Below are 20,215 nucleotides of genomic sequence, written 5' to 3' on the forward strand. Positions count from 1 at the left end.
CGCGCGCCGAGTGACGGTGCGCCGTGAGCCTCACGAGGACACAGCGATGAACATCCTGGACGCCCTTGACGCCCAGTCGAAGCGCACCGACCTGCCCGACTTCCGTGCCGGTGACACCGTCAAGGTGCACGCCCGGGTGGTCGAGGGGGCCCGGTCCCGGGTCCAGATCTTCCAGGGCGTCGTCATCCGCCGCCAGGGTGCCGGGCTGCGCGAGACCTTCACCGTCCGCAAGCTCAGCTTCGGCGTCGGCGTCGAGCGGACCTACCCGATCAACAGCCCGGCGATCGACCGGATCGAGGTCGTGGTTCGCGGTGACGTCCGCCGGGCCAAGCTCTACTACCTGCGTGAGCTGCGGGGCAAGAAGGCCAAGATCAAGGAGCTGCGCGAGAAGCAGCCGAGCTGATCTCGTACCGCGCCACGCCGCCCGAGCTGCGCGTATGCCGTACCGGCCAGTCCGCACTACCCTGGTCGTACGGGCGCAGCGCGGCGGTGACCCGCCTCCTGTGTGGCGGGTGACCTCCACTACCGCCCGGGGAGCCTCGACGAGGTTCCCGGGCGGTAGTTGTTTCTGCGGACCGGGGAGTGAGCGTGGTACAGGCGCTTGACGACAGCGGCGCGGCCGATCCGTGGCGCCGGCGTACCCGGCGCGGTAAGCGGCAGATGCCACTTTGGCAGGAGTTGCCGCTGCTGCTCATCGTCGCCTTCTGCCTGGCGGTGCTGATCCGTACCTTCCTGCTCCAGGCGTTCTTCATCCCCTCCGGGTCGATGGAGGACACCCTGCTCGTCGGCGATCGGGTCGTGGTCAACAAGGTCGTCTACAACGTCCGGAACCCACAGCGCGGCGAGGTCGTGGTCTTCCGGGGGACCGACCAGTGGGTTCCGCAGGTGGACGTGCAGCCGCCCACCAGCTTCGCCGACAAGCTCGGCCGCACCGTCGGCGATCTGATCGGCGTCGGTCGGCCCGGGGAGAAGGACTTCATCAAGCGTGTCATTGCGCTGCCCGGGGACCGGGTGAGCTGCTGTGACGGCCAGGGACGGGTGCTGGTCAACGGCACCCCGTTGGACGAGTCGGCGTACGTGCTGCGCGACTCGCCGCTCGATCTCCCGCCGAATCCGCAGGAGTGCCGCTCCCGCCGGTTCGAGGAGATCGTGGTCCCGCCCGGTCAGATGTTCGTCCTCGGCGACCACCGGCAGGTCTCGCAGGATGCCCGGTGCCAGGGCACGGTGCCGATCGACAACGTGGTCGGGCGGGCGTTCGCGGTGGTCTGGCCGTCCGACCGGTGGCATTCGCTGCCGATCCCCGACACCTTCGCCACCGTCGCACCGCCACCCACCGCCGGCGGCGGCGCGGCCCCGGTACGCCCCGACCCCGACGGAGGTGTCGTCCTGCTGATCCCGATTGCGGCCACACTTTCCGTTCTCGCGCGTTCCGGACGGTGGCGCTCGGTCGGGCAACGTAGGCTCCTCCCGTGATTGACGAGCAGACCGACAAGCCGCGCCACTCCTTCTGGAAGGAACTGCCCATCCTGCTCGGGGTGGCGATCCTGGTCGCGGTACTGGTACGTGCCTTCGTACTGCAGACCTTCTTCATCCCCTCGCCGTCGATGGAGAACACTCTCAAGATCGACGATCGGGTACTTGTCAACAAACTCGTCTACCACACCCGTTCGCCGCACCGCGGCGAAGTGATCGTCTTCAAGGCGCCGCTGGAGTGGAGTGGCAATCCGGCGGGGGAGGACTTCATCAAGCGGGTGATCGGTGTCGGCGGCGACCGGGTGGTCTGCTGCGACGACCAGGACCGCCTGCTGATCAACGGAACCCCGCTCGACGAGCCGTACATCTTCTCGGTCGACGGGCAACGGGACAAGCCGGCGGACCAGGAGTTCGACGTGCAGGTGCCCGAGGGTCGGCTCTGGGTCATGGGTGATCACCGGTCCGCCTCCGGTGACTCGCTGGAGCACTACCAGCAGTCCGGGCAGAACGTCGAGGCCGCCACCATCCCCGAGGACGACGTGGTGGGGCGCGCCTTCACCATCTTCTGGCCGTTCGACCGGGCGAGGATCCTGACCGTGCCGGACGAGTTCGAGGCCATCCCGAGTTCCTGACCAGGGCCGGCGCGGTCGGTGAGCGGGTGCCCACCCGTCCCGGACAGCGCGGCGTGGGCGACGTCGTGGGCATCTGGCAGTCTGGTGCGGTGACCGTCTACACCCCGAGGTGTGCCGCTCGCGTCCTGCTTGTCGACGCGGCCGGCCGGTTGCTGCTGTTCCGCGGCTTCGACCCCGCCCGTCCGGAACACGGCCGGTGGTGGGTCACCCCGGGCGGAGGAGTCGACCCGGGGGAGACGTACGCCGAGGCCGCGATCCGCGAGCTGGCCGAGGAGACCGGGCTCCGGGTGAGCGTGGCCGAGGTCGGTCAACCGGTGCACGCCGACGTCACCGAGTTCTCCTTCGGCGGCGTCTGGTACCGGCAGGAGCAGCAGTTCTTCCTGGTCCGGGTGACGGCGCACGAGGTCGACACGGCGGGGTTCAGCGAGCTGGAGCGGGGCAGCGTCGACGATCACCGGTGGTGGTCGGCGGACGAGTTGCGGGGCACCCGGGAGCGCTGCTACCCAGCTGACCTTGCCGAGGTTCTGGCCCGCGCGTTGGGCACGACGGCTGTCATCGAGGGACGGGCATGCTGACTCCACCACGCACCGTGGTACGCCGGGAGGCCGGGCTCTACGCGTTGGAGCGGGCCCTGCAACGGCGCGGCTTCCGGCATGTCGCCGGTGCCGACGAGGCTGGCCGCGGTGCCTGCGCGGGGCCGTTGGTCGCCGCCGCCGTGGTGCTGCCGGAGGGCCGGCGAGGCGAGATCGACGGGCTGGCCGACTCCAAGTTGCTGACCCCGGCGAGTCGGGAACGGATCCACGACGAGGTCGTCGAGCGCGCGTTGGCGTACGCGGTGGTGGTCGTCCCGGCCGACGAGGTCGACGCCCGCGGGCTGCACGTGTGCAACCTGGCCGCGATGCGCCGAGCGCTGGCGTCGCTCGCGGTCCGGCCGGAGTATGTCCTGACCGACGGGTTCGGCGTGGACGGCCTGGGTGCGCCCGGGCTCGCGGTGTGGAAGGGCGACCGGGTGGCCGCCTGCGTGGCGGCGGCGAGCGTGCTGGCGAAGGTCACCCGGGACCGGATCATGGTTGACCTGGACGCCGAGCATCCCGGCTACGGATTCGCCGAGCACAAGGGGTACATCACCGCGGAGCACACCGCCGCACTGCGGGAGCGCGGGCCGTGTCGGGAGCACCGTTACTCGTACGTCAACGTGGCCGCCGTCTCCGGGCTCGACGGCCGGCCACCCCGCTCGCGGCGACCGCTCGGCGCAAGCCGGGACGAGCCGATGGGGCGCTCGGGCGCCGTAGGGGGTACCGTCGGCGTGGCGTTGGGCGAGCAGCCTCGGCCTCCGGCGCCGGTGGGGGAAGATGTGGTCATGGAAGGCGGAGTGCGATGAGCGCGGAAGATCTCGAGAAGTACGAGACCGAGATGGAGCTCCAGCTCTACCGGGAGTACCGCGACATCGTCCGTCAGTTCTCCTACGTGGTGGAGACCGAACGTCGTTTCTACCTCGCCAACCAGGTCGACCTGCACGTCCGCAACTCCGACGGCGAGGTCTACTTCGAGGTGGAGATGCACGACGCCTGGGTCTGGGACATGTACCGTCCGGCCCGGTTTGTGAAGAATGTCCGGGTGATGACGTTCAAGGACGTGAACGTGGAGGAGCTGGAGAAGCCGGACATCTCCCTGCCCGCCGACTCCGGCTTCGGCGGCTGACCCCGGGTACCGCCGCAGCAGCGACGGAGGCCCCCACCCACCGCGCGTCCGGCGTCCACAGTGCACCCCGTTGTTTCGTCAGTGCCCGGCGGCCTCCGGCCGCCCGACGAACTCGAACATCGTCGCGCCGGCCGGCCGCTGTCGCGGCGGACCGAGTAGCCGGTGCGCGCCCACGCCGACCCCCTCCGCCGGGGTGCTGACCGTGATCTGCTCGAACCCTTCCGCGACGAACCAGTCGCAGATCGTCGGTACCAGGTCCGGCTCCCATCGCCCCCGGGTCCAGACGACGGTACCGCCGGTGGCGCAGAGCCAGGCGCAGTGGCCCACCATCGCGCGGACGTCGGCATCGGAGATGTTGCCGAAGATGCCGCAGGCCAGCACTAGGTCGGCCGGGACCATCCCGACGTAGGCGTCGCTGTCGGCCGCGTCGCCGCACCTCACCTCGACCCCGGACAGTCCCGCCTCGCGGACGGCGGCGCGGGCCAGTTCCACGTTGCGGGGCTCCTGCTCGACCAGCAGGGCGGTCACGTCACCGCCGCGTGGGTGGGTCGCCAGCACGGGGATGAGATCCCGGCCCTGCCCGGCGCAGAGGCTGACCGCCCGCAGCGGGCCGGCCGCCGCCTCGTCCAGGGCGGTGCCGATCCGCCGGCGCACCTCGGTCAGCCGCCGCGACAGCGACGAATCCGGGTCCTCGTAGTGGTGGTGCCAGGCGTACCAGTCGCGGGTCACGTCCCGAGCGTAGGCGACGATCGCCCATAGCAGATCGACCAGTGCGTGCGTGGACTGTCCACAGGACGCCCGGTCGTCCACAGATCTGCCGCCCGGGGCGGTGGACTTCGGCGGGCCCGGTCAGGCTCGACGGCATGTCTCCACGGATGTCGATACTCGGCGGAGTCACGACGCTCCTGCTGCTGGCCCCCACCGGACCGATGGGTGGTGCGGCCGGGGCACGTGGTGGGTCGCCCTCGCCGGCCGCGCCGGATGCTCGGCCGTTCCCGCCGGCCGCGCCGAGCGGCTGGTCGCGCCCGGTGGCTTCACCGCAGGCGGGGGGCACCCCGGGCACCGTTGGCGGGCCGTTGCGGTGGCCGGTCGAGGGGGTGCCGCAGCTCGGCGGAAGCGGGCGGTTCAGATGGCCGGTCGACGGGATGCCACGGCCGGTTCGCCGGTTCGACCCGCCGCCCCGGCCGTGGCTGGCCGGTCACCGGGGGATCGACCTGCTCGCCCCGGCCGCCGCCACGATCCGGGCGGCCGGCGCCGGCACGGTCCTGTTCGCCGGCGTGGTCGCCGACCGGCCGGTGGTCACCGTGGGCCACGCCGACGGCCTACGGACCACGTACGAACCGGTCCGACCGACCGTCACGGTGGGCACGGTGGTGTCGGCCGGTGCGCCCCTGGGCACGTTGCTGCCCGGGCACGCCGGCTGTCCGGGCAGCGCGTGCCTGCACTGGGGACTGCGCCGGGGGGAGGACTACCTCGACCCGCTCGCCCTGCTCGGTCTCGGACGGGTTCGACTGCTGCCCGTCGGCGACCTCGTCGTCGCCGCGGTGCGTCCGCTCACCGCTGGGCGAGCAGACCGGGCAGCCCGACCGCGAGTCGCTGGTACTCCTCGGGCGTGTTGTAGACCTGGCCGCACAACCGCAGCCAGCCGCGGCCGTCCCAGGTCGTGACGGCGACCTGGGCACCGAGCCGCTCCGCGATCCGGGACTGCAACGCCCGGGCACCGTCCAGGGTCGTGGCGAGCCCCGCCGGCAACGGAACGAGTCGCATGGCGACCGTCGGTCCGCCCGGGTCGGGCAGGTCGGCCGGTGGCACGCCGAGCGCGTCCCCCACCACCCGTTGCCCGTACGCGGCCAGTCCGGCGTTGTGCCCACGTACCCGGTCGACGCCGAGGCTGCGCAGTGTGTAGAGCCCGGCCGGTGCGCTCAACCAGGCCGTGTAGTCCGAGGTGGCCTGCCACTCCAGGCGGGCCGGGAAGCCCGAGTCCTGTTCCCAGGAGACGACAAGTGGCTCGATCCGGTCCCGCCACCGGGTCGCCACCACCAGCACGGCGGTGCCGCGCGGCGCGTACCCCCACTTGTGCAGGTTGCCCACCCAGAAGTCGGCGCCGATGCTGCACACCGACGCCGGCAGCATGCCGGGAGCGTGTGCGGCGTCGACAAGCACCGGCACGCCGTGCTCACCGGCCACCCCGACGATCGCGGCGACCGGGAACAGCCGGGCCGTCGCCGAGGTGAGCTGGTCGACCACCAGCAGTCGGGTCCGGCCGGGCCGCAGCCCGTTCCGGACGACCTGCACCACCTCGTCGTCGGTGGCGGTCAGCGGCACCCGCAGGACCCGGTGCGTGGCCCCGGTGCGGCGGCATTCCCGGCGGACGGAGTAGGCCACGGCACCGTAGCCGTGGTCGGTGGTGAGCACCTCGTCACCAGACCGCAGCCCCAGGGACTGGAGCACCACGGCGGCGCCGGTGGTGGCATTGGTGGTCAGGGCGGTGCCGTCGGGATCGGCACCGAGGAAACCCGCCAGGTGCCGGCGAGTGTGCGCGATCCGGTCGACCAGGCCCTGCGTGAAGAACCGCAGCGGGTCGGCCTCCATCTCGTCGCGTAGCCGTTGCTGGGCGCGCTGCGCCACGATCGGCACCGCCCCGAACGAGCCGTGGTTGAGGTGGCTGACCGCCGGGTCCAGAGAGAAGAGCAGACGGGCGCCCGTGATCGGCTCGGGCGGCGGCGGGACGCTCACCCGATGATCGTAGCCGTCGGGCTCGGTGTGTCCGGGGTGCTGCCGCCGTCACCGGTCAGGATGCAGAGCAGCCGTCACGTCAGGGACGGCGTCCCGCCGCCGGGAGGTCGTGCGTGACCCGATGGCCGTGCCGCCTACCGTCAGGCGCGCGGGTGGGCCTGGCGGTAGGCGGCCCGGAGCCGTTCCACCGAGACATGCGTGTAGATCTGGGTGCTGGCCAGCGAGGAGTGCCCCAGCAGTTCCTGCACCGCCCGCAGGTCCGCGCCGCCTTCGAGCAGGTGGGTCGCGGCGGTGTGGCGCAGCGCGTGCGGGCTGGTCCGGGGCAGCCCCGCGGCCTCGGCGTGATCGCCGACGATCCGACGAGCCATGGTCGGATGCAGCCGGCCACCCCGGGCGCCGAGCAGCAGCGCGTCCCGGGATTCGGGGACCGCCAGCACCGGCCGCCCGTGCCGTAGCCAGTCGTCGAGGGCGCGTTGCGCCGGCAGGCCGTACGGCACCGTCCGCTCCCGCCCGCCCTTGCCACGTACCCGGACCACCCGCCGATCCTGGTCGACGTCGGCCGTGTCGATCCCGCACACCTCGCTGACCCGTACCCCGGTGCCGTAGAGCAGTTCGAGCAGTACCCGGTCGCGCAGCCGTACCGCCTCGACGGCGACGGACGGGTCGTCGGCTGACGGCGGGGGATCGGCGACGGCTGCCGGCCCGCCGGAGACGGTTGTGGCCGCGGGGTGGGCGGGCCTCTCGACGAGCAGGGTCGCCTGCTCGGGACGGAGCACCGTGGGAAGTGTCCGGCGCGGTCGGGGACTGGCCAGCGTGGCGGCGACGTCCGTGGGCAGCAACCCGTGCCGGTGCGCCCAGGCGCTGAAGGTGCGGGCCGCGGCGGCCCGGCGGGCCAGCGAGGTGCGGGCAGCGCCGGTGGTGCGCTGCCGGGCCAGCCAACTGCGTACCGTGTCGAGGCTCAGGTCGGCCACCTCGGTGCAGCCCATCCGCCCAGCATGATCCAACAGCGACACCAGATCGCCGACGTACGCCCGCACCGTGTGTGCCGAACGGTTGCGGACCGAGGCCAGGTATCCCGCGAACTCGTCCACCGCGTCCCGCAGTGGTGCCGGCAGCGCGTCGTGCATCGCCTGGGTGCCGTTGGCGGCGGGCACGTGCCCGCCCATCCCGCCCATCCTGCCCACGAGATCCACCCTACGGTCGGCCTGCCCGGACGGCGAACAGGTGGCCCGCCAGACGGCACCCCTTGATCAGGCGGAAGGTGGGACGTCACCGCCGATCGGCCTGCTGACCGGCGCGACCGGGCCGCGCTGGGCCGGCGTGCTCGGGCCGGGCTGGGCCGGCGTGCTCGGTCGGCCCGGCGGGACCAGGGCGTAGCCGCCCTCCCGGCGTACCACCAGGGCCAACTCCTCCAACAGCGGTAGTTTGCGCAGCACCGTGCGAACGGCAAGACCCGCCCGCACGGCGAGGCCGTCCACATCGACACGACCGCGTCGCGGCATCGCCTCCACGATCGACCGGGCGTCGTCGTCGAGCAGGTCGGTGGGGCGTTGGGGCCCGCGCGGCACCGGGGCCAACTCGCCGATCCGACCCACCTCCTCCAGCACGTGGGCCAGGCCGGTCACCAGTCGCGCCTCCGGGTGCTCCCGAAGCATCTCGTGGGCACCGACCGACATGGCCGACGTGACCGGGCCCGGCACCACCATCGCCGGTCGACCCAGGGCGATGGCCCGTCGGGTGGTCTGCGTGGCGCCGCTGCGGGCCGCGGCCTCGACCAGCACCGTGCCCCGGGTGCCCGCCGCGATCACCCGGTTGCGGATGAGGAAACGGGGACGCAGCGGCTCGGCGCCGGGCGGCCACTCGCTGACCAGCAGACCGGTGTCGGCGATCCGGTCGAACAGCGCCGCGTTGCCCATCGGGTACGCGCGGTCCACCCCGCAGGCGAGCACCGCGACAGTGCGCCCACCGGCGTTCAGCGCCCCACGGTGCGCGGCGGCGTCGATGCCGAACGCGCCGCCGGAGACGACGGTCCAGTCCCGGTCGGCCAGGCCGTAACCCAGATCGGTCGCGACGTGGGTGCCGTACGCCGTGGCGGCCCGAGACCCGACCACCGCCACGGACCGGTCCAGCGCCTCCGCCAGTGGCCACGAGCCGCGTACCCAGAAGCAGAGCGGCGGTGCGGTCTCGACATCCACCCGGCGGCGGGTGTCGGACAGGCGGAGCGTACGCAGCTGTTCCACCGTCGCCGGCCATTCGTCGTCGCCGGGGATGACGACCCGGACACCGAGGCGCTCGGCGCGGTGCAGGGCCGTGGCGGCGATCACCCTGGCGTCACCACCCCGGCTGCGCGCCGCCACCGACTCGCGCAGCGCCTGCTGGGGTGCTCCGCCGTCCAGCAGCAGGTCCAGCGCGCCCACCGGGCCGAACTCGTCGACCAGCGCGTGCACCGACCGGGTGCCCGGCTCGGCCAGCCAGGTCAACGCCACCCGTGCCAGGGTCAACTCCTCATGGCTGCTCATGTGCCCTCTCCCGTCCTGAGCGTGATGGCCTCGCCGACGTCTCCTGCGTCCGGCCGGGCCCGCCCGTCGAGGTCGGCGATCGTCCAGGCGAGTCGGACGACCCGGTCGAAGCCACGGGCGGAGAGCGAACCGGAGTCGAGCCGGGCCCGCAGATCGGCGGTGACGCGGCCGGGCAGCCGCCACGGCGCCCGACGTAGCTGCGGGCCGGGTATCTCGGCGTTGAGCCGCCGACCCAGCGGTGCCCAACGTGCGGCCGCCGCCGCACGCGCCGCCACCACCCGCCCGGCGACCACCGTGGAGGATTCGTGACTGGTCGACTCCATCAGCTCGGCGGCGCGCATCGGAGGCAGCCGCACCTGGAGATCGATCCGGTCGAGCAGCGGACCGGAGAGCCGGCCGAGGTAACGACGGCGGGCCTGCGGGGCACACTCGCAGCGGTCGTCGCCGGCCGGGTTCGCACACGGACACGGGTTGGCCGCGAGGACCAGCTGGGCGCGGGCCGGATATTCGGCGCTGCCCCGGCTACGGGTCAACAGCACCCGGCCGTGCTCCAACGGCTGACGCAGCGCCTCCAGCGCGGCCTTGCTGAACTCCGGTGCCTCGTCCATCAGCAGTACCCCCCGGTGGGCGAGCGAGATCGCACCGGGGCGGGCCAGCCCGGATCCGCCACCGACGATCGAGGGGACGGTCGCGGTGTGATGAGGTGCCTGGAACGGCGGACGCCGGATCAACCGGCCACCCGCCGGCAACAGGCCGGCGATCGAGTGCAGGGCGGTGACCTCCAGGGCCGCTTCGTCGTCCAGTTCCGGCAGGATCGACGGCAGGCGTTCGGCGAGCATCGTCTTGCCCGCTCCCGGAGGCCCGATCAGCGCCAGGTGGTGCCCACCGGCCGCGGCGATCTCCAGCGCCCGTCGACCCAGCCCCTGCCCGGCCACCTCGGCCAGGTCGGGCCCGGGTGCGGGCGGCGGCGGAGCGTCGACCGGTGGCTCGATCAGCGGTCGGCCGTCGCGGACGAAGGCGACCAGCCGGTGCAGGGTGTCGACGCCGCGGACCAGCAGGCCGGGCACGACCGCCGCCTCGGCGGTGTTGCCGGCCGGGACGATCACCCGCCGGATGCCGGCCTTCGCCGCCGCGGCGACCATCGGCAGTACGCCCCGGACCGGTCGCACGGTGCCGTCCAGGCCCAGCTCCCCGAGCACCGCCACGCCGTCCAGCGGCAGCAGCGGAAGCTCGCCGGAGCCGCCGAGCAGCGCCACCGCGATCGCCAGGTCGAACGCCGAACCGAATTTGGGCAGGGTGGCCGGTAGCAGGTTGAGGGTGATCCGGCGGTTCGGCCACCGTTGGCCGGAGTTGACCAACGCGGCCCGGACCCGGTCGCGCGCCTCGTGCAGGGCGGTGTCGGGCAGGCCGGAGATCGCCACTCCGGGCAGGCCGGCGGCGAGGTCCACCTCCACCTCCACCAGCTGCCCGGTCACTCCGACCAGACCGACGCAGAGCACCCGGGCGTAACTCACCGCGTCACCTCGGCGCTTGCGGTGCCGCGACACGGCCCCAACGCACCGGGCCGACCGGTCCGGCCGCTGCGCCCGCTCACCGGAAGGCGTCCTTGACGTGCTCGACCCGCGCCCGGCCGAGGCGGGGCAGCAGTACCGAGATGACGTCGAAGCGCACCTCGTCGGCGGTGGTGCCGGTGGCGGCGAGCCAGGCGGCCGCAAGCCCCCGCAGCCGGCGGGCCTTGCGCGGCACCACCGCCTCGGCGGGGCTGCCGAAGGTGGCGGTCCGCCGCGTCTTCACCTCGCAGAAGGCGAGCACCGGCCCGTCCCAGGCGATGATGTCGATCTCTCCGGTGCGGCAGCGCCAGTTGCGGGCCACCGGGCGTAGTCCCTCCTCGATGAGGTGCCGCACGGCGCAGCGTTCCCCGTAACCGCCGATCGCCTGGTTCCGCTTGGTCATGACCGGCACACTGCTCCGGGCCGGGACTCGCGGCGACCCCGCCGTGGTGGCCTGTGGACGACCGAGGGTGTTGTGGACGACCGGACGATCATGCCCCGGATGTGCTAGCGCGACCTTTTTGGGCTGGTCAGGTGCGGGGTCGAATGGCGTACCAACCGCCTGTCGCATACGGTGCCGGGCGTGGACGGACGACGCAGTTTCGCCGACGACCAGGAGCCCCGCTGGTATCCGGGCGACCATGACCGTGGCTACACCGACCCGCAGTGGCGTCCGGCGGGAGAGGGGCGCCACCCCGGCGACGAGCCCCGCGCGGTACCCGAGCAGCGCGGTGACGACGACGACCGGTACGGCTCACCGCGGCGGGCGGCACTGACGGACCCGCTCGGCGACGTGGCGGGGGAGCCCGAGCGCTACCGGGCGTCGCGTTCCCGCCGAACGGAACCGGCGGGACCGGACGTCTCCGGTGAACTGCCGGTCGACCGCCCGGGCCGGCGTGCCGCTTACGAGGTGGGCCCGACCAGCGGCGGAGCGCCGTTGTCCACGGATCCGACCCGCGCCGTGCTGGCCGGATACCCGATCGTCGAGGCCAAGCGCGGCCCGGAGGCGACCAACCCGCTGGAACAGCCGACCGGTCCGGTGCCGTCGGTGGCACCCCGGACGGAACCGCCGGTGGGCGAGGCCCCGCCCGGTCCCGCCGACGCCGTGACCGGTCACCCGGCTGGCCATCCGGCAGCGGGTCACCCGATCCTCGGTCACCCGACATCTGGTCACCCGACGGGCGGCGTCCAGCCAGGGGTGCCGGCCGGGGACGGTGTCTACCGGACGCGGCGGCCGGTGCTCGCGGTGCTCTTCGCGGCGCTGGTCGTGATCTTCGAGGTGCCGGCGGCGCGGGTGCTGCTGCACGGCGCGACCGCCGATCCGGTTGCCGCCGGGGACGTGCTGGCCGGCACGTTTCTGGTCTGTGGGCTGCCGATCTTCGCGGCCGGCCTCTACGGGCTGCGGACGACCGGGTTCTCGCTGATCGACGGCGCCCGGGGCTGGCTGCGACCGCCGACGGCCTACCTCACGGTCGGCCTGGCGCTCTTCCTGGTGGCCGCGCTCGCCGCCGGCTGAGGATGGTCGGGCCACCGGCTGCGCGTCGCCGAGGCGGCGGGACGTAGCCGGCGGCGGCCGGTGGCCTGGCCGCCGGTGGCGGCACCCGGGTCGGCCGCCGTGGAGCGGAGTCTCACCGCACCCGGGCGTGGCACGGTCGGGAGAGCGCGTACACTGGTCAACCGGCGACCGCCTCGTGCGGTCGACCTCGCGTGCCCTCCTCACGAGTCGTCGTGCGGCGGCGGCCTCCCTGGTCCCGACCCCGGTCGGGCCCACCATGGTCGACGACCGGGCACCAGGACGCCCGGCCGCCGGCCGGGCGGGACAACCAGGGACCGCAAGGAGTACGAATCATGGCCGTCGTGACCATGCGTCAGCTGCTGGAGAGTGGTGTTCACTTCGGGCACCAGACCCGGCGGTGGAACCCGAAGATGAAGCGTTTCATCTTCACCGAGCGCAACGGCATCTACATCATCGACCTGCGCCAGACCCTCGACTACATCGAGAAGGCGTACGACTTCGTGCGCAACACGGTGGCCGAGGGCGGCAGCATCCTGTTCGTCGGCACGAAGAAGCAGGCGCAGGAGGCGATCGCCGAGCAGGCGACCCGCGTCGGCCAGCCGTACGTCAACCACCGCTGGCTCGGCGGCATGCTCACCAACTTCCAGACGGTGTACAAGCGGCTGCAGCGGATGAAGGAGCTGGAGGCCCTCGGTGACCTCAGCGGCACCGCCGCCGGCTACACCAAGAAGGAGACCCTGCAGCTCTCCCGCGAGAAGATCAAGCTGACCCGCACCCTGGGCGGCCTGCGGGACATGCAGAAGCTCCCGGCCGCGGTCTGGGTGGTCGACACCAAGAAGGAGCACATCGCCGTCGACGAGGCCCGCAAGCTGGGCATCCCGGTGATCGCCGTGCTCGACACCAACTGCGACCCGGACGAGGTCGACTTCCCGATCCCGGGTAACGACGACGCGATCCGCTCGGCCGAGCTGCTGACCAAGGTCGTCGCCGCCGCCGTGGCCGATGGCCTGATCGCCCGCTCCGGTCGTCGCCGGGGCGGCGACGAGAAGCCGGAAGCGGGTGTCGCCACCGACGAGCCGCTGGCCGAGTGGGAGCGCGAGCTGCTCGAGGAGCCGAAGAAGGCCGACGAGCAGCAGCCGGCCGCTGAGCAGCCGGCCGCCGAGCAGCCCGCGGCCGAGCAGCCGGCCGCCGTCTCCGGCCAGTGACCGTACCGCCGTCCGGTCACCGCCCGTTCCACGGACGGTGACCGGCGGCAGGTAGACCGGGCACGAACCTCTCGGAACCGGGTAATCGTCACCTCAGACCATTCCACGCAGTCTCAACACCGAAGAGAGAGCCATGTCCCAGATCACCGCCGCGGACGTCAAGAAGCTCCGCGACCTGACCGGCGCCGGCATGATGGACAGCAAGAAGGCGCTGACCGAGGCCGAGGGCGACTTCGACAAGGCCGTCGAGATCCTGCGCGTCAAGGGCGCCAAGGACGTCGGCAAGCGGGCCGGCCGGACCGCTGCGAACGGTCTGGTTGCGCACTCCGGCAAGGCGCTGCTCGAACTCAACTGCGAGACCGACTTCGTCGCCAAGAACGACAACTTCATCGCGCTGGCGCAGCAGCTCGTCGAGCACGGCGAGCGGGCCGGCGTCGGCAACGCAGCGGAGCTGCTCGCTACCGAGATCGACGGCCGCACCGTCGCCGACCTGGTCCAGGAGCAGTCCGCCAAGATCGGCGAAAAGCTGGTGCTCAACCGGTTCGCCAAGCTCGACGGCAACGTCGCGGTCTACCTGCACCGCAAGGCGCAGGACCTGCCCCCGGCGGTCGGCGTGCTGGTGCAGTACACCGGCAAGGCCGACGAGGCGGGCGACGCCGATGCGCGCGGCGCGGCGATGCAGATCGCCGCGATGCGGCCGCAGTACCTCACCCGCGACGAGGTGCCGGCCGAGGTCGTCGAGTCCGAGCGGCGCATCGCCGAGCAGACCGCCCGCGAGGAGAACAAGCCCGAGGCCGCGCTGCCGAAGATCGTCGAGGGCCGGGTCAACTCCTTCTTCAAGGACTTCGTCCTGCTGGAGCAGTCCTCGGTGACCGACAACAAGAAGACGGTGAAGCAGGTGCTGGCCGAGGCGGGCATCGAGGTCACCGGTTTCGTGCGGTTCGAGGTCGGCCAGGCCTGAGCCGGCTCGGGGCGTACCGCGCCCCGTGGGCTGGGAGCAACGACGAGACGAGGAGGCCGCCGGTGTACGCGACACACACCGCGGCCTCCTCGTCCCATAAGGTCGGCAGCGGCAGGTACGCGCACCTGAGCGCGCCAGTGGGGGAAGGACGGGCGGATGACGCAGGTTGTGAGTGACCGGACGTTGGCGGCGGACGATCCGACGGCACCACCGCCCGGCCGGGCCCGGCGGGTGGTGTTGAAGCTGTCCGGCGAGGTGTTCGGTGGCGGCGCGATCGGTGTCGATCCGGACGTCGTGCAGGCCATCGCCCGGCAGATCGCCACCGTGGTGCGCCGGGGTGTGCAGGTCTCCGTGGTGGTCGGCGGCGGCAACTTCTTCCGGGGCGCCGAGTTGCAGAAGCGGGGCATGGACCGGGCCCGGGCCGACTACATGGGCATGCTCGGCACGGTCATGAACTGCCTGGCCCTCCAGGACTTCCTGGAGAAGGAGGGCATCGAGACCCGGGTGCAGAGCGCCATCACGATGGCCCAGGTGGCCGAGCCGTACATCCCGCTGCGGGCGATCCGGCACCTGGAGAAGGGCCGGGTGGTCATCTTCGGCGCCGGCGCGGGCATGCCGTACTTCTCCACCGACACGGTCGCCGCCCAGCGCGCACTGGAGATCCACGCGGACGTCGTGCTGATGAGCAAGAACGGCGTGGACGGCGTCTACACGGCCGATCCCCGGATCGATCCGACCGCCAGCAAGTTCGACTCGATCACCTTCTCCGAGGTGCTGCGTCGCAACCTCCGGGTCGCCGACGCGGCAGCCTTCAGCCTCTGCATGGAGAACGGCCTGCCGATGCTGGTCTTCGGCGCGCAGGGCGACGACACCATCGTCCGGGCCGTGGGTGGCGACAAGATCGGCACGCTGATCACCACCTGAGCCGACCGCCGACGGCGATCTCGGCGGTCCCGGTGACCCGACAAGCCCACGACGAGCACAAGAAGGAGGCGAGGAGACCGGTGATCGACGACACCCTCCTCGAGGCCGAGGAGAAGATGGAGCGTGCGGTCGAGCACGCCAAGGAGGAGTTCGGCGCCATCCGCACCGGTCGCGCCACTCCGGCCATGTTCTCCAAGGTCATCATCGACTACTACGGCAGCCCGACCCCGCTGACGCAGATGGCGTCGGTGGCCGTTCCTGAGCCGCGGATGGCCATCATCAAGCCGTACGACAACTCGCAGATCAATGCGATGGAGAAGGCGATCCGGGACTCGGACCTCGGGGTCAACCCGAACAACGAGGGCAACCAACTGCGCATCCTGCTCCCGCAGATGACCGAGGAGCGCCGCCGGGACATGATCAAGGTGGCCCGGCACAAGGGTGAGGAGGCGAAGGTCGCCATCCGCAACATCCGCCGCAAGGGCAAGGAGGAGCTGGACCGGCTCGTCAAGGACGGCGAGGTCGGCGAGGACGAGGGCCGCCGCGCCGAGAAGGAGCTCGACGACCTGACCCAGCGCTACGTCTCGCACGTCGACGAGTTGGTCAAGCACAAGGAGTCCGAGCTCCTGGAAGTCTGACGCCGAGGTCACCACCTGCTTGATCATGAAGTTGTCGCCCTTGCCACCGGCGTGGCGTGGTGACAACTTCATGATCAAGGCTGCGGGAGCGGGCACCGGTACGTCCTGCCGGGCGGGCGGGTGCAGTAGGCTCGGCACGATTCCCGGTGACCCGACGGTGAACGGTGGGGATCGGCCAGCCGACAGGCCGGCACATAGACGGAGCGCCTCGCGCGGGTAGGGGATGGTAGTGGCTGTGCGTCAAGTGGTGGATCTCGTACCGCTCCCCCCTGGTGCGTGATGTCCCACCTCGACCCCTACGGCGGCGCCGAGGCCCGTGACTGGGATCGCCCGGACCGACCCACCTCGCTGCCCTGGCCGGATCCGGACGTCGAACCCGGTCCGTGGGGCCGTGGCCGGTACGGCGGCGACCGGCCCGCTCCGGAGAACCGAAACGGGCGCGGACCCGGCGGCTGGGACCAGCCACCGAACGGGCGCGGCGCACCCCGCGACCTGGACCACGGTGACGCACCCACTGCACAGATCGCGCCGGTGCGGGTCGGTGCCGGTCGGGACCACGACGAGGCACCCACCACCCAGTTGACGCCCGTGCGGGAGCACGACGACGCGCCGACCACCCAGCTCGCCGCCGTTCCACCCGGGAACGCGGACCTCGGGACGCCGGAGCCCGACGGGACGGACGGTCCGGGTCGGCGCCACCGGGGCCGGCGTCGGGCCGGTGCCGGTCGGCCGGCCACCCAGCAGGGCGCGAGCCGGGCGGGGCGGAACCTGCCGGCGGCCATCTCGGTCGGGGTGTGCCTGGGCGCGGCGGTGCTGCTGCCACTGTTCCTCTACACCCCGGCGTTCCTGCTGGTGCTCGTCGCGGCGTTCGGCGTCGGCATTTGGGAGATGTCCCGCGCGGTACGCCGTGGCGGCGCCGAGGTGCCGTTGGTGCCGCTGGTCGCCGGTGGGGTGCTCACCGTGACCCTGGCCTGGTTCGCCGGGCTGGACGCGCTCCTGCTCGGCCTGCTGGTCACCGTGGCGGGCACCCTGGTCTGGCGGCTCGGCGACGGTACGGCCAACCTCCGGCGGGACATGACCGCGGCGACTCTGATCTCGGTGTACGTGCCCTTCCTCGGCGGCTTCGCCGCCCTGCTCGCGTCGTCTCCCGGTGACGGTGCGCTGCGGGTGCTGGTGACGCTGGTCGCGGTGGTGCTCTCCGACACCGGGGGCTACGCGGCCGGCGCCAACTTCGGTAAGCGGCCGATGGCACCGACGATCAGCCCGAAGAAGTCCTGGGAGGGTTTCGCCGGCTCGGTCGGCGCGGCGGCCCTGGGCAGTGCCGTGCTGCTCTGGCTGTTGTTCGACGTGGCGCCCTGGTGGGGCGCCGTGTTCGGGGTGGCGATCTCGGGCGCCGCGGTCCTCGGTGACCTCGCCGAGTCAATGATCAAGCGAGATCTCGGTGTGAAGGACATGAGCAACCTGCTGCCCGGGCACGGCGGCCTGATGGACCGGCTCGACTCCGTCCTGTTCGCGGTGCCCACGGCGTACCTGCTGCTCGTGGTCTTCGTCCCGGCGGTGAACTGAGGCATGGCCCACGGCGGCGGAACCGGGAGGCGGACGAGGCGGGAGCGGATCCGGCGCCTCCGCGGGGGCGTGTTCCGGGCCGGGCGTGCCAGACTGGACGTGCCATGACGAGTCTTCCCCTGATCCCGGTCGACCCGGACGCGCCTGGCGCGCGCCGGGCGGCGATGCCACCGCAACACCTCGCCGACCTCGACCTCGCCGGCCGCAAGGACCTGGTCACGAAGCTGGGCGAGTCGGCGTTCCGGGCCCGACAGATCTCCACCCACTACTTCGGCCGGCTGGTCCGCGACCCCGCGCAGATGACCGACCTGCCGGCGTCGTCCCGCGACCGCCTGGCCGACCAGCTGCTGCCCCGACTGCTCACCCCGGTACGCGAGCTGGCCTGCGACGACGGCGCGACCCGCAAGGCGTTGTGGCGGCTGCACGACGGCTCGCTGGTGGAGAGCGTGCTGATGGGCTACCCGGACCGGGTCACCGTGTGCATCTCCAGCCAGGCCGGATGTGGCATGGCGTGCCCGTTCTGCGCGACCGGTCAGGCCGGCCTGACCCGCAACCTCTCCACCGCCGAGATCGTCGACCAGGCGGTGTACCTGGCGGGCGTGGCCGCCGCCGGCAAGGTCGCCGGGTCGCCGCCGAGGCTGTCGCACGTGGTCTTCATGGGGATGGGTGAGCCGCTGGCGAACTACAACCGGGTGATCGGCGCGATCCGTCGCCTGGTCGCGCCGGCGCCCGAGGGGCTGGGTCTGTCGCAGCGGCACATCACCGTTTCCACGGTCGGGCTGGTCCCGGCCATCCACCGACTGGCCAGCGAAGACCTCTCGGTGACTCTTGCGTTGTCGCTGCATGCCCCCGATGATGAGCTGCGCGACGAACTCGTGCCGGTCAACCAGCGCTGGAAGGTGTGCGAGGTGCTGGACGCAGCCTGGGCCTATGCGGCCCGCACGGGCCGTCGTGTGTCGATCGAGTACGCGATGATCAAGGACGTGAACGACCAGCCGTGGCGAGCTGACCTGCTCGGCCGGCTGCTGGCCGGCAAGTTGGCCCACGTGAACCTGATCCCGCTGAACCCGACTCCGGGCAGCCGCTGGGACGCCAGCCCGAAGCCGGTCGAGCGGGAGTTCGTCCGGCGGTTGCGCGACGCCGGGGTGTCCACCACGGTGCGGGACACCCGAGGTCGCGAGATCGACGGGGCATGTGGGCAGCTGGCCGCCGCGGAGGACAGTGGCACCGACCCGGCCGGGGAGATGACGGAGTGACCGGGCGTGGCGAACGAGACCAGGAGACATAGTGGCGAGTCAGGGTCAGCGTTTCCGGCGTAAGGCGCTCCGCCGGGGATACAAGGTTGACGAGGTGGACGCCTTCCTGGACCGGGTCGAGGCGACACTCGCCGGGCAGCCGGTCGGAGCGCCGGTGGCCTCGCAGGAAGTCCACGACGTCGTCTTCCGGGTTCGTTTCAACGGCTATGACGAGTGGCAGGTGGACCTGCACCTCGACCGGGTCGAACGGCAGCTGGCGGAGTTGGAGGAGCGCGGCGGCATGTCCGGTCGCGGCGACGGCCGGATGGGCCCGATGGACCGGATGGGCCCCGGCATGCGGGAGGACCGCGGCATGTCCCCGGTGCCGCAGCCGCCGATGCCACCCCGGGCGATGCCGGCACAGGCCGGGCCTCCCTACGGCCGCTACGACGAGCCGACGGGTGCCTTCGCCGGCGGGTACGACAACGCACCCCGGGGTGGCTACGACGGCCCGCGCGGGGCGGCCGCGCCGATGGGTCCGGGTGCGCCGATGGGCCCGCCCGGCGGCATGGGCCACGGCGGGCCCCCGCCGCGTGGTCTGCCCGCCGGCCCCGGCGGCTACGGTCCGCCGGACGCGCCGGGCGGCTACGGTCCGCCGGACGGCCCCGGTGGCTACGGCCCCCCGGACGACCAGCGCTTCGACGGGTTCGAGGCGGGTCGGCACGGCCGTACCGACATGACCGCCGAGATCAGGCTGCCGGACCGGGACCCGCGGCGCGGCCCGGCCGGGCCTCCCGGCCTGCCGCAGCAGGCGCTCGGCGGCCCTCCGATGGGCGGCCCCCCGGCAATGGGCGGTCCGCCCGCGATGGCCGGTCCCTCGATGGGTGGGCCACCGATGGCCGGCCCGCCCGGCAGCGACCTCTACCGGGTGGACCAGATCCGCCGCAGCTTCCAGGTCCGTCGCTTCGGCAGCGGGTACGACCCGGACCAGGTGGACCGGTTCTTCGAGTCGCTGCTCGGCGGGATGGCCGGGCGCAACCAGATGCCGGTGAACCCGAAGGATCTGGACACGCTGCGCTTCGGACTGGTGCAGGGCGGCTACTTCGAGGCCGAGGTCGACGCCGCGCTGAAGAACGTGCAGGACATCCTCTTCGGCCGCTGAGCGGCACCAACGCGGACGGGCCCGCCTCCGGAGACCGGAGCCGGGCCCGTTCGCTCGTTCGGGCGGGTGACGGCGGTGGGCCGAGGTCGTCCGACGTCTCCGGGTAACGGGTGCCGCGGAACGCGTGCGGTCCGGTCGCTCAGCCGCGGACGGTCGCGGGTCGCCGGAATCGTCAGGAGCGCAGGCCGTTGCGGCGCAGCACCACGTCACCGATCACGATGAGCAGCAGCAGCGCGGCCAGACCGATCAGCCAGAGGTTCTCGACCCGGCCTTCGTGGTTGCCGCAGAGCATGGCCAGCAGCGCGAACGCGGTGAGCACCGCGCCGATCCGCCCGGCCTTACGGTGCCCGGGCTTGTGCTGGTCTGGCGACGTTACCGGCTCGCTGCCTGCCACTGT

At 72.4% G+C, this 20,215-nt stretch carries 20 protein-coding genes and 2 pseudogenes; 15 read left to right on the plus strand and 7 right to left on the minus strand.

What is annotated here, in order from left to right:
* Window positions 1-46: 46 nt before the first annotated feature.
* From rplS to O7597_RS19015, 6 genes and pseudogenes are all read left to right on the plus strand, one after another.
* Window positions 47-403: a 50S ribosomal protein L19 gene (gene rplS, locus O7597_RS18990; RefSeq protein ID WP_093401691.1), complete on the plus strand. Its 357-nt coding sequence runs from the start codon at window positions 47-49 to the stop codon at window positions 401-403.
* Window positions 404-588: 185 nt separating this feature from the next.
* A pseudogene (gene lepB, locus O7597_RS18995) lies at window positions 589-1,460 on the plus strand (signal peptidase I).
* Between the two features lie 9 nt (window positions 1,461-1,469).
* Entirely contained in the window at window positions 1,470-2,105 is a 636-nt protein-coding gene (gene lepB, locus O7597_RS19000) for a signal peptidase I (RefSeq protein ID WP_269739392.1), read from the plus strand.
* An 89-nt stretch (window positions 2,106-2,194) separates the two neighbouring features.
* Window positions 2,195-2,680 carry an NUDIX domain-containing protein gene (locus O7597_RS19005; RefSeq protein WP_269742619.1) on the plus strand — a complete coding sequence of 162 codons (486 nt, stop codon included), beginning with the start codon at window positions 2,195-2,197 and terminating at the stop codon, window positions 2,678-2,680.
* On the plus strand, window positions 2,674-3,486 hold the full coding sequence (locus O7597_RS19010; protein WP_269739391.1) for a ribonuclease HII: 813 nt from the start codon (window positions 2,674-2,676) through the stop codon (window positions 3,484-3,486). Before O7597_RS19005 ends, O7597_RS19010 begins: the two co-directional genes overlap by 7 nt.
* On the plus strand, window positions 3,483-3,806 hold the full coding sequence (locus O7597_RS19015; RefSeq protein ID WP_007075222.1) for a DUF2469 domain-containing protein: 324 nt from the start codon (window positions 3,483-3,485) through the stop codon (window positions 3,804-3,806). The genes O7597_RS19010 and O7597_RS19015 overlap by 4 nt, the downstream gene beginning before the upstream one ends.
* A 78-nt stretch (window positions 3,807-3,884) precedes the next feature.
* Here O7597_RS19015 and O7597_RS19020 read toward each other — a convergent pair whose 3' ends face one another.
* Window positions 3,885-4,535, minus strand: a complete 651-nt coding sequence (locus O7597_RS19020; protein WP_269739389.1) for an SAM-dependent methyltransferase — start codon at window positions 4,533-4,535, stop codon at window positions 3,885-3,887.
* A gap of 395 nt (window positions 4,536-4,930) precedes the next feature.
* Between O7597_RS19020 and O7597_RS19025 the strand changes: the two are divergent.
* Window positions 4,931-5,473: pseudogene (locus O7597_RS19025) on the plus strand (peptidoglycan DD-metalloendopeptidase family protein); the annotation flags it as partial.
* On the opposite strand, the gene O7597_RS19030 reads toward O7597_RS19025, so the two are convergent.
* From O7597_RS19030 to O7597_RS19050, 5 genes are all read right to left on the minus strand, one after another.
* Window positions 5,361-6,542, minus strand: coding sequence for an aminotransferase class V-fold PLP-dependent enzyme (locus tag O7597_RS19030; protein WP_269739387.1), 1,182 nt, complete (start codon window positions 6,540-6,542; stop codon window positions 5,361-5,363). The pseudogene O7597_RS19025 and the gene O7597_RS19030 overlap by 113 nt on opposite strands.
* A gap of 140 nt (window positions 6,543-6,682) precedes the next feature.
* Complete coding sequence (locus O7597_RS19035; RefSeq protein ID WP_269742618.1) at window positions 6,683-7,708, minus strand: tyrosine recombinase XerC; 1,026 nt, start codon at window positions 7,706-7,708, stop codon at window positions 6,683-6,685.
* A gap of 84 nt (window positions 7,709-7,792) precedes the next feature.
* Complete coding sequence (locus tag O7597_RS19040) at window positions 7,793-9,061, minus strand: DNA-processing protein DprA (protein ID WP_269739386.1); 1,269 nt, start codon at window positions 9,059-9,061, stop codon at window positions 7,793-7,795.
* On the minus strand, window positions 9,058-10,575 hold the full coding sequence (locus tag O7597_RS19045; protein ID WP_269739385.1) for a YifB family Mg chelatase-like AAA ATPase: 1,518 nt from the start codon (window positions 10,573-10,575) through the stop codon (window positions 9,058-9,060). Before O7597_RS19045 ends, O7597_RS19040 begins: the two co-directional genes overlap by 4 nt.
* A gap of 76 nt (window positions 10,576-10,651) precedes the next feature.
* Window positions 10,652-11,014, minus strand: a complete 363-nt coding sequence (locus O7597_RS19050; protein ID WP_269739384.1) for a YraN family protein — start codon at window positions 11,012-11,014, stop codon at window positions 10,652-10,654.
* A gap of 180 nt (window positions 11,015-11,194) precedes the next feature.
* Between O7597_RS19050 and O7597_RS19055 the strand changes: the two genes are divergently transcribed.
* The 8 genes from O7597_RS19055 to O7597_RS19090 all read left to right on the plus strand — a co-directional run bounded on the left by O7597_RS19055 (window position 11,195) and on the right by O7597_RS19090 (window position 19,818).
* Window positions 11,195-12,127: a hypothetical protein gene (locus O7597_RS19055; protein WP_269739383.1), complete on the plus strand. Its 933-nt coding sequence runs from the start codon at window positions 11,195-11,197 to the stop codon at window positions 12,125-12,127.
* Between the two features lie 332 nt (window positions 12,128-12,459).
* Window positions 12,460-13,332, plus strand: a complete 873-nt coding sequence (gene rpsB, locus O7597_RS19060) for a 30S ribosomal protein S2 (protein WP_281566455.1) — start codon at window positions 12,460-12,462, stop codon at window positions 13,330-13,332.
* Between the two features lie 133 nt (window positions 13,333-13,465).
* Window positions 13,466-14,293: a translation elongation factor Ts gene (gene tsf / locus O7597_RS19065; protein WP_281580303.1), complete on the plus strand. Its 828-nt coding sequence runs from the start codon at window positions 13,466-13,468 to the stop codon at window positions 14,291-14,293.
* A 156-nt stretch (window positions 14,294-14,449) separates the two neighbouring features.
* Window positions 14,450-15,217: a UMP kinase gene (gene pyrH / locus O7597_RS19070; protein WP_093401681.1), complete on the plus strand. Its 768-nt coding sequence runs from the start codon at window positions 14,450-14,452 to the stop codon at window positions 15,215-15,217.
* 80 nt (window positions 15,218-15,297) lie between these two features.
* Window positions 15,298-15,855, plus strand: a complete 558-nt coding sequence (frr, locus tag O7597_RS19075; protein ID WP_093402027.1) for a ribosome recycling factor — start codon at window positions 15,298-15,300, stop codon at window positions 15,853-15,855.
* 279 nt (window positions 15,856-16,134) lie between these two features.
* Window positions 16,135-17,421: a phosphatidate cytidylyltransferase gene (locus O7597_RS19080; RefSeq protein ID WP_164445698.1), complete on the plus strand. Its 1,287-nt coding sequence runs from the start codon at window positions 16,135-16,137 to the stop codon at window positions 17,419-17,421.
* Window positions 17,422-17,525: 104 nt separating this feature from the next.
* Window positions 17,526-18,677, plus strand: coding sequence for a 23S rRNA (adenine(2503)-C(2))-methyltransferase RlmN (rlmN, locus tag O7597_RS19085; RefSeq protein ID WP_269739379.1), 1,152 nt, complete (start codon window positions 17,526-17,528; stop codon window positions 18,675-18,677).
* Window positions 18,678-18,708: 31 nt separating this feature from the next.
* Window positions 18,709-19,818 carry a DivIVA domain-containing protein gene (locus tag O7597_RS19090; protein ID WP_281580304.1) on the plus strand — a complete coding sequence of 370 codons (1,110 nt, stop codon included), beginning with the start codon at window positions 18,709-18,711 and terminating at the stop codon, window positions 19,816-19,818.
* 172 nt (window positions 19,819-19,990) lie between these two features.
* Here the strand turns inward: O7597_RS19090 and O7597_RS19095 are convergent, their stop codons facing one another.
* On the minus strand, window positions 19,991-20,212 hold the full coding sequence (locus O7597_RS19095; protein ID WP_093401678.1) for a DUF2631 domain-containing protein: 222 nt from the start codon (window positions 20,210-20,212) through the stop codon (window positions 19,991-19,993).
* Between the last annotated feature and the right edge of the window lie 3 nt (window positions 20,213-20,215).

The organism is Verrucosispora sp. WMMC514 (genome assembly GCF_027497295.1).
GTDB classification, from domain to species: Bacteria; Actinomycetota; Actinomycetes; order Mycobacteriales; family Micromonosporaceae; genus Micromonospora; species Micromonospora palythoicola.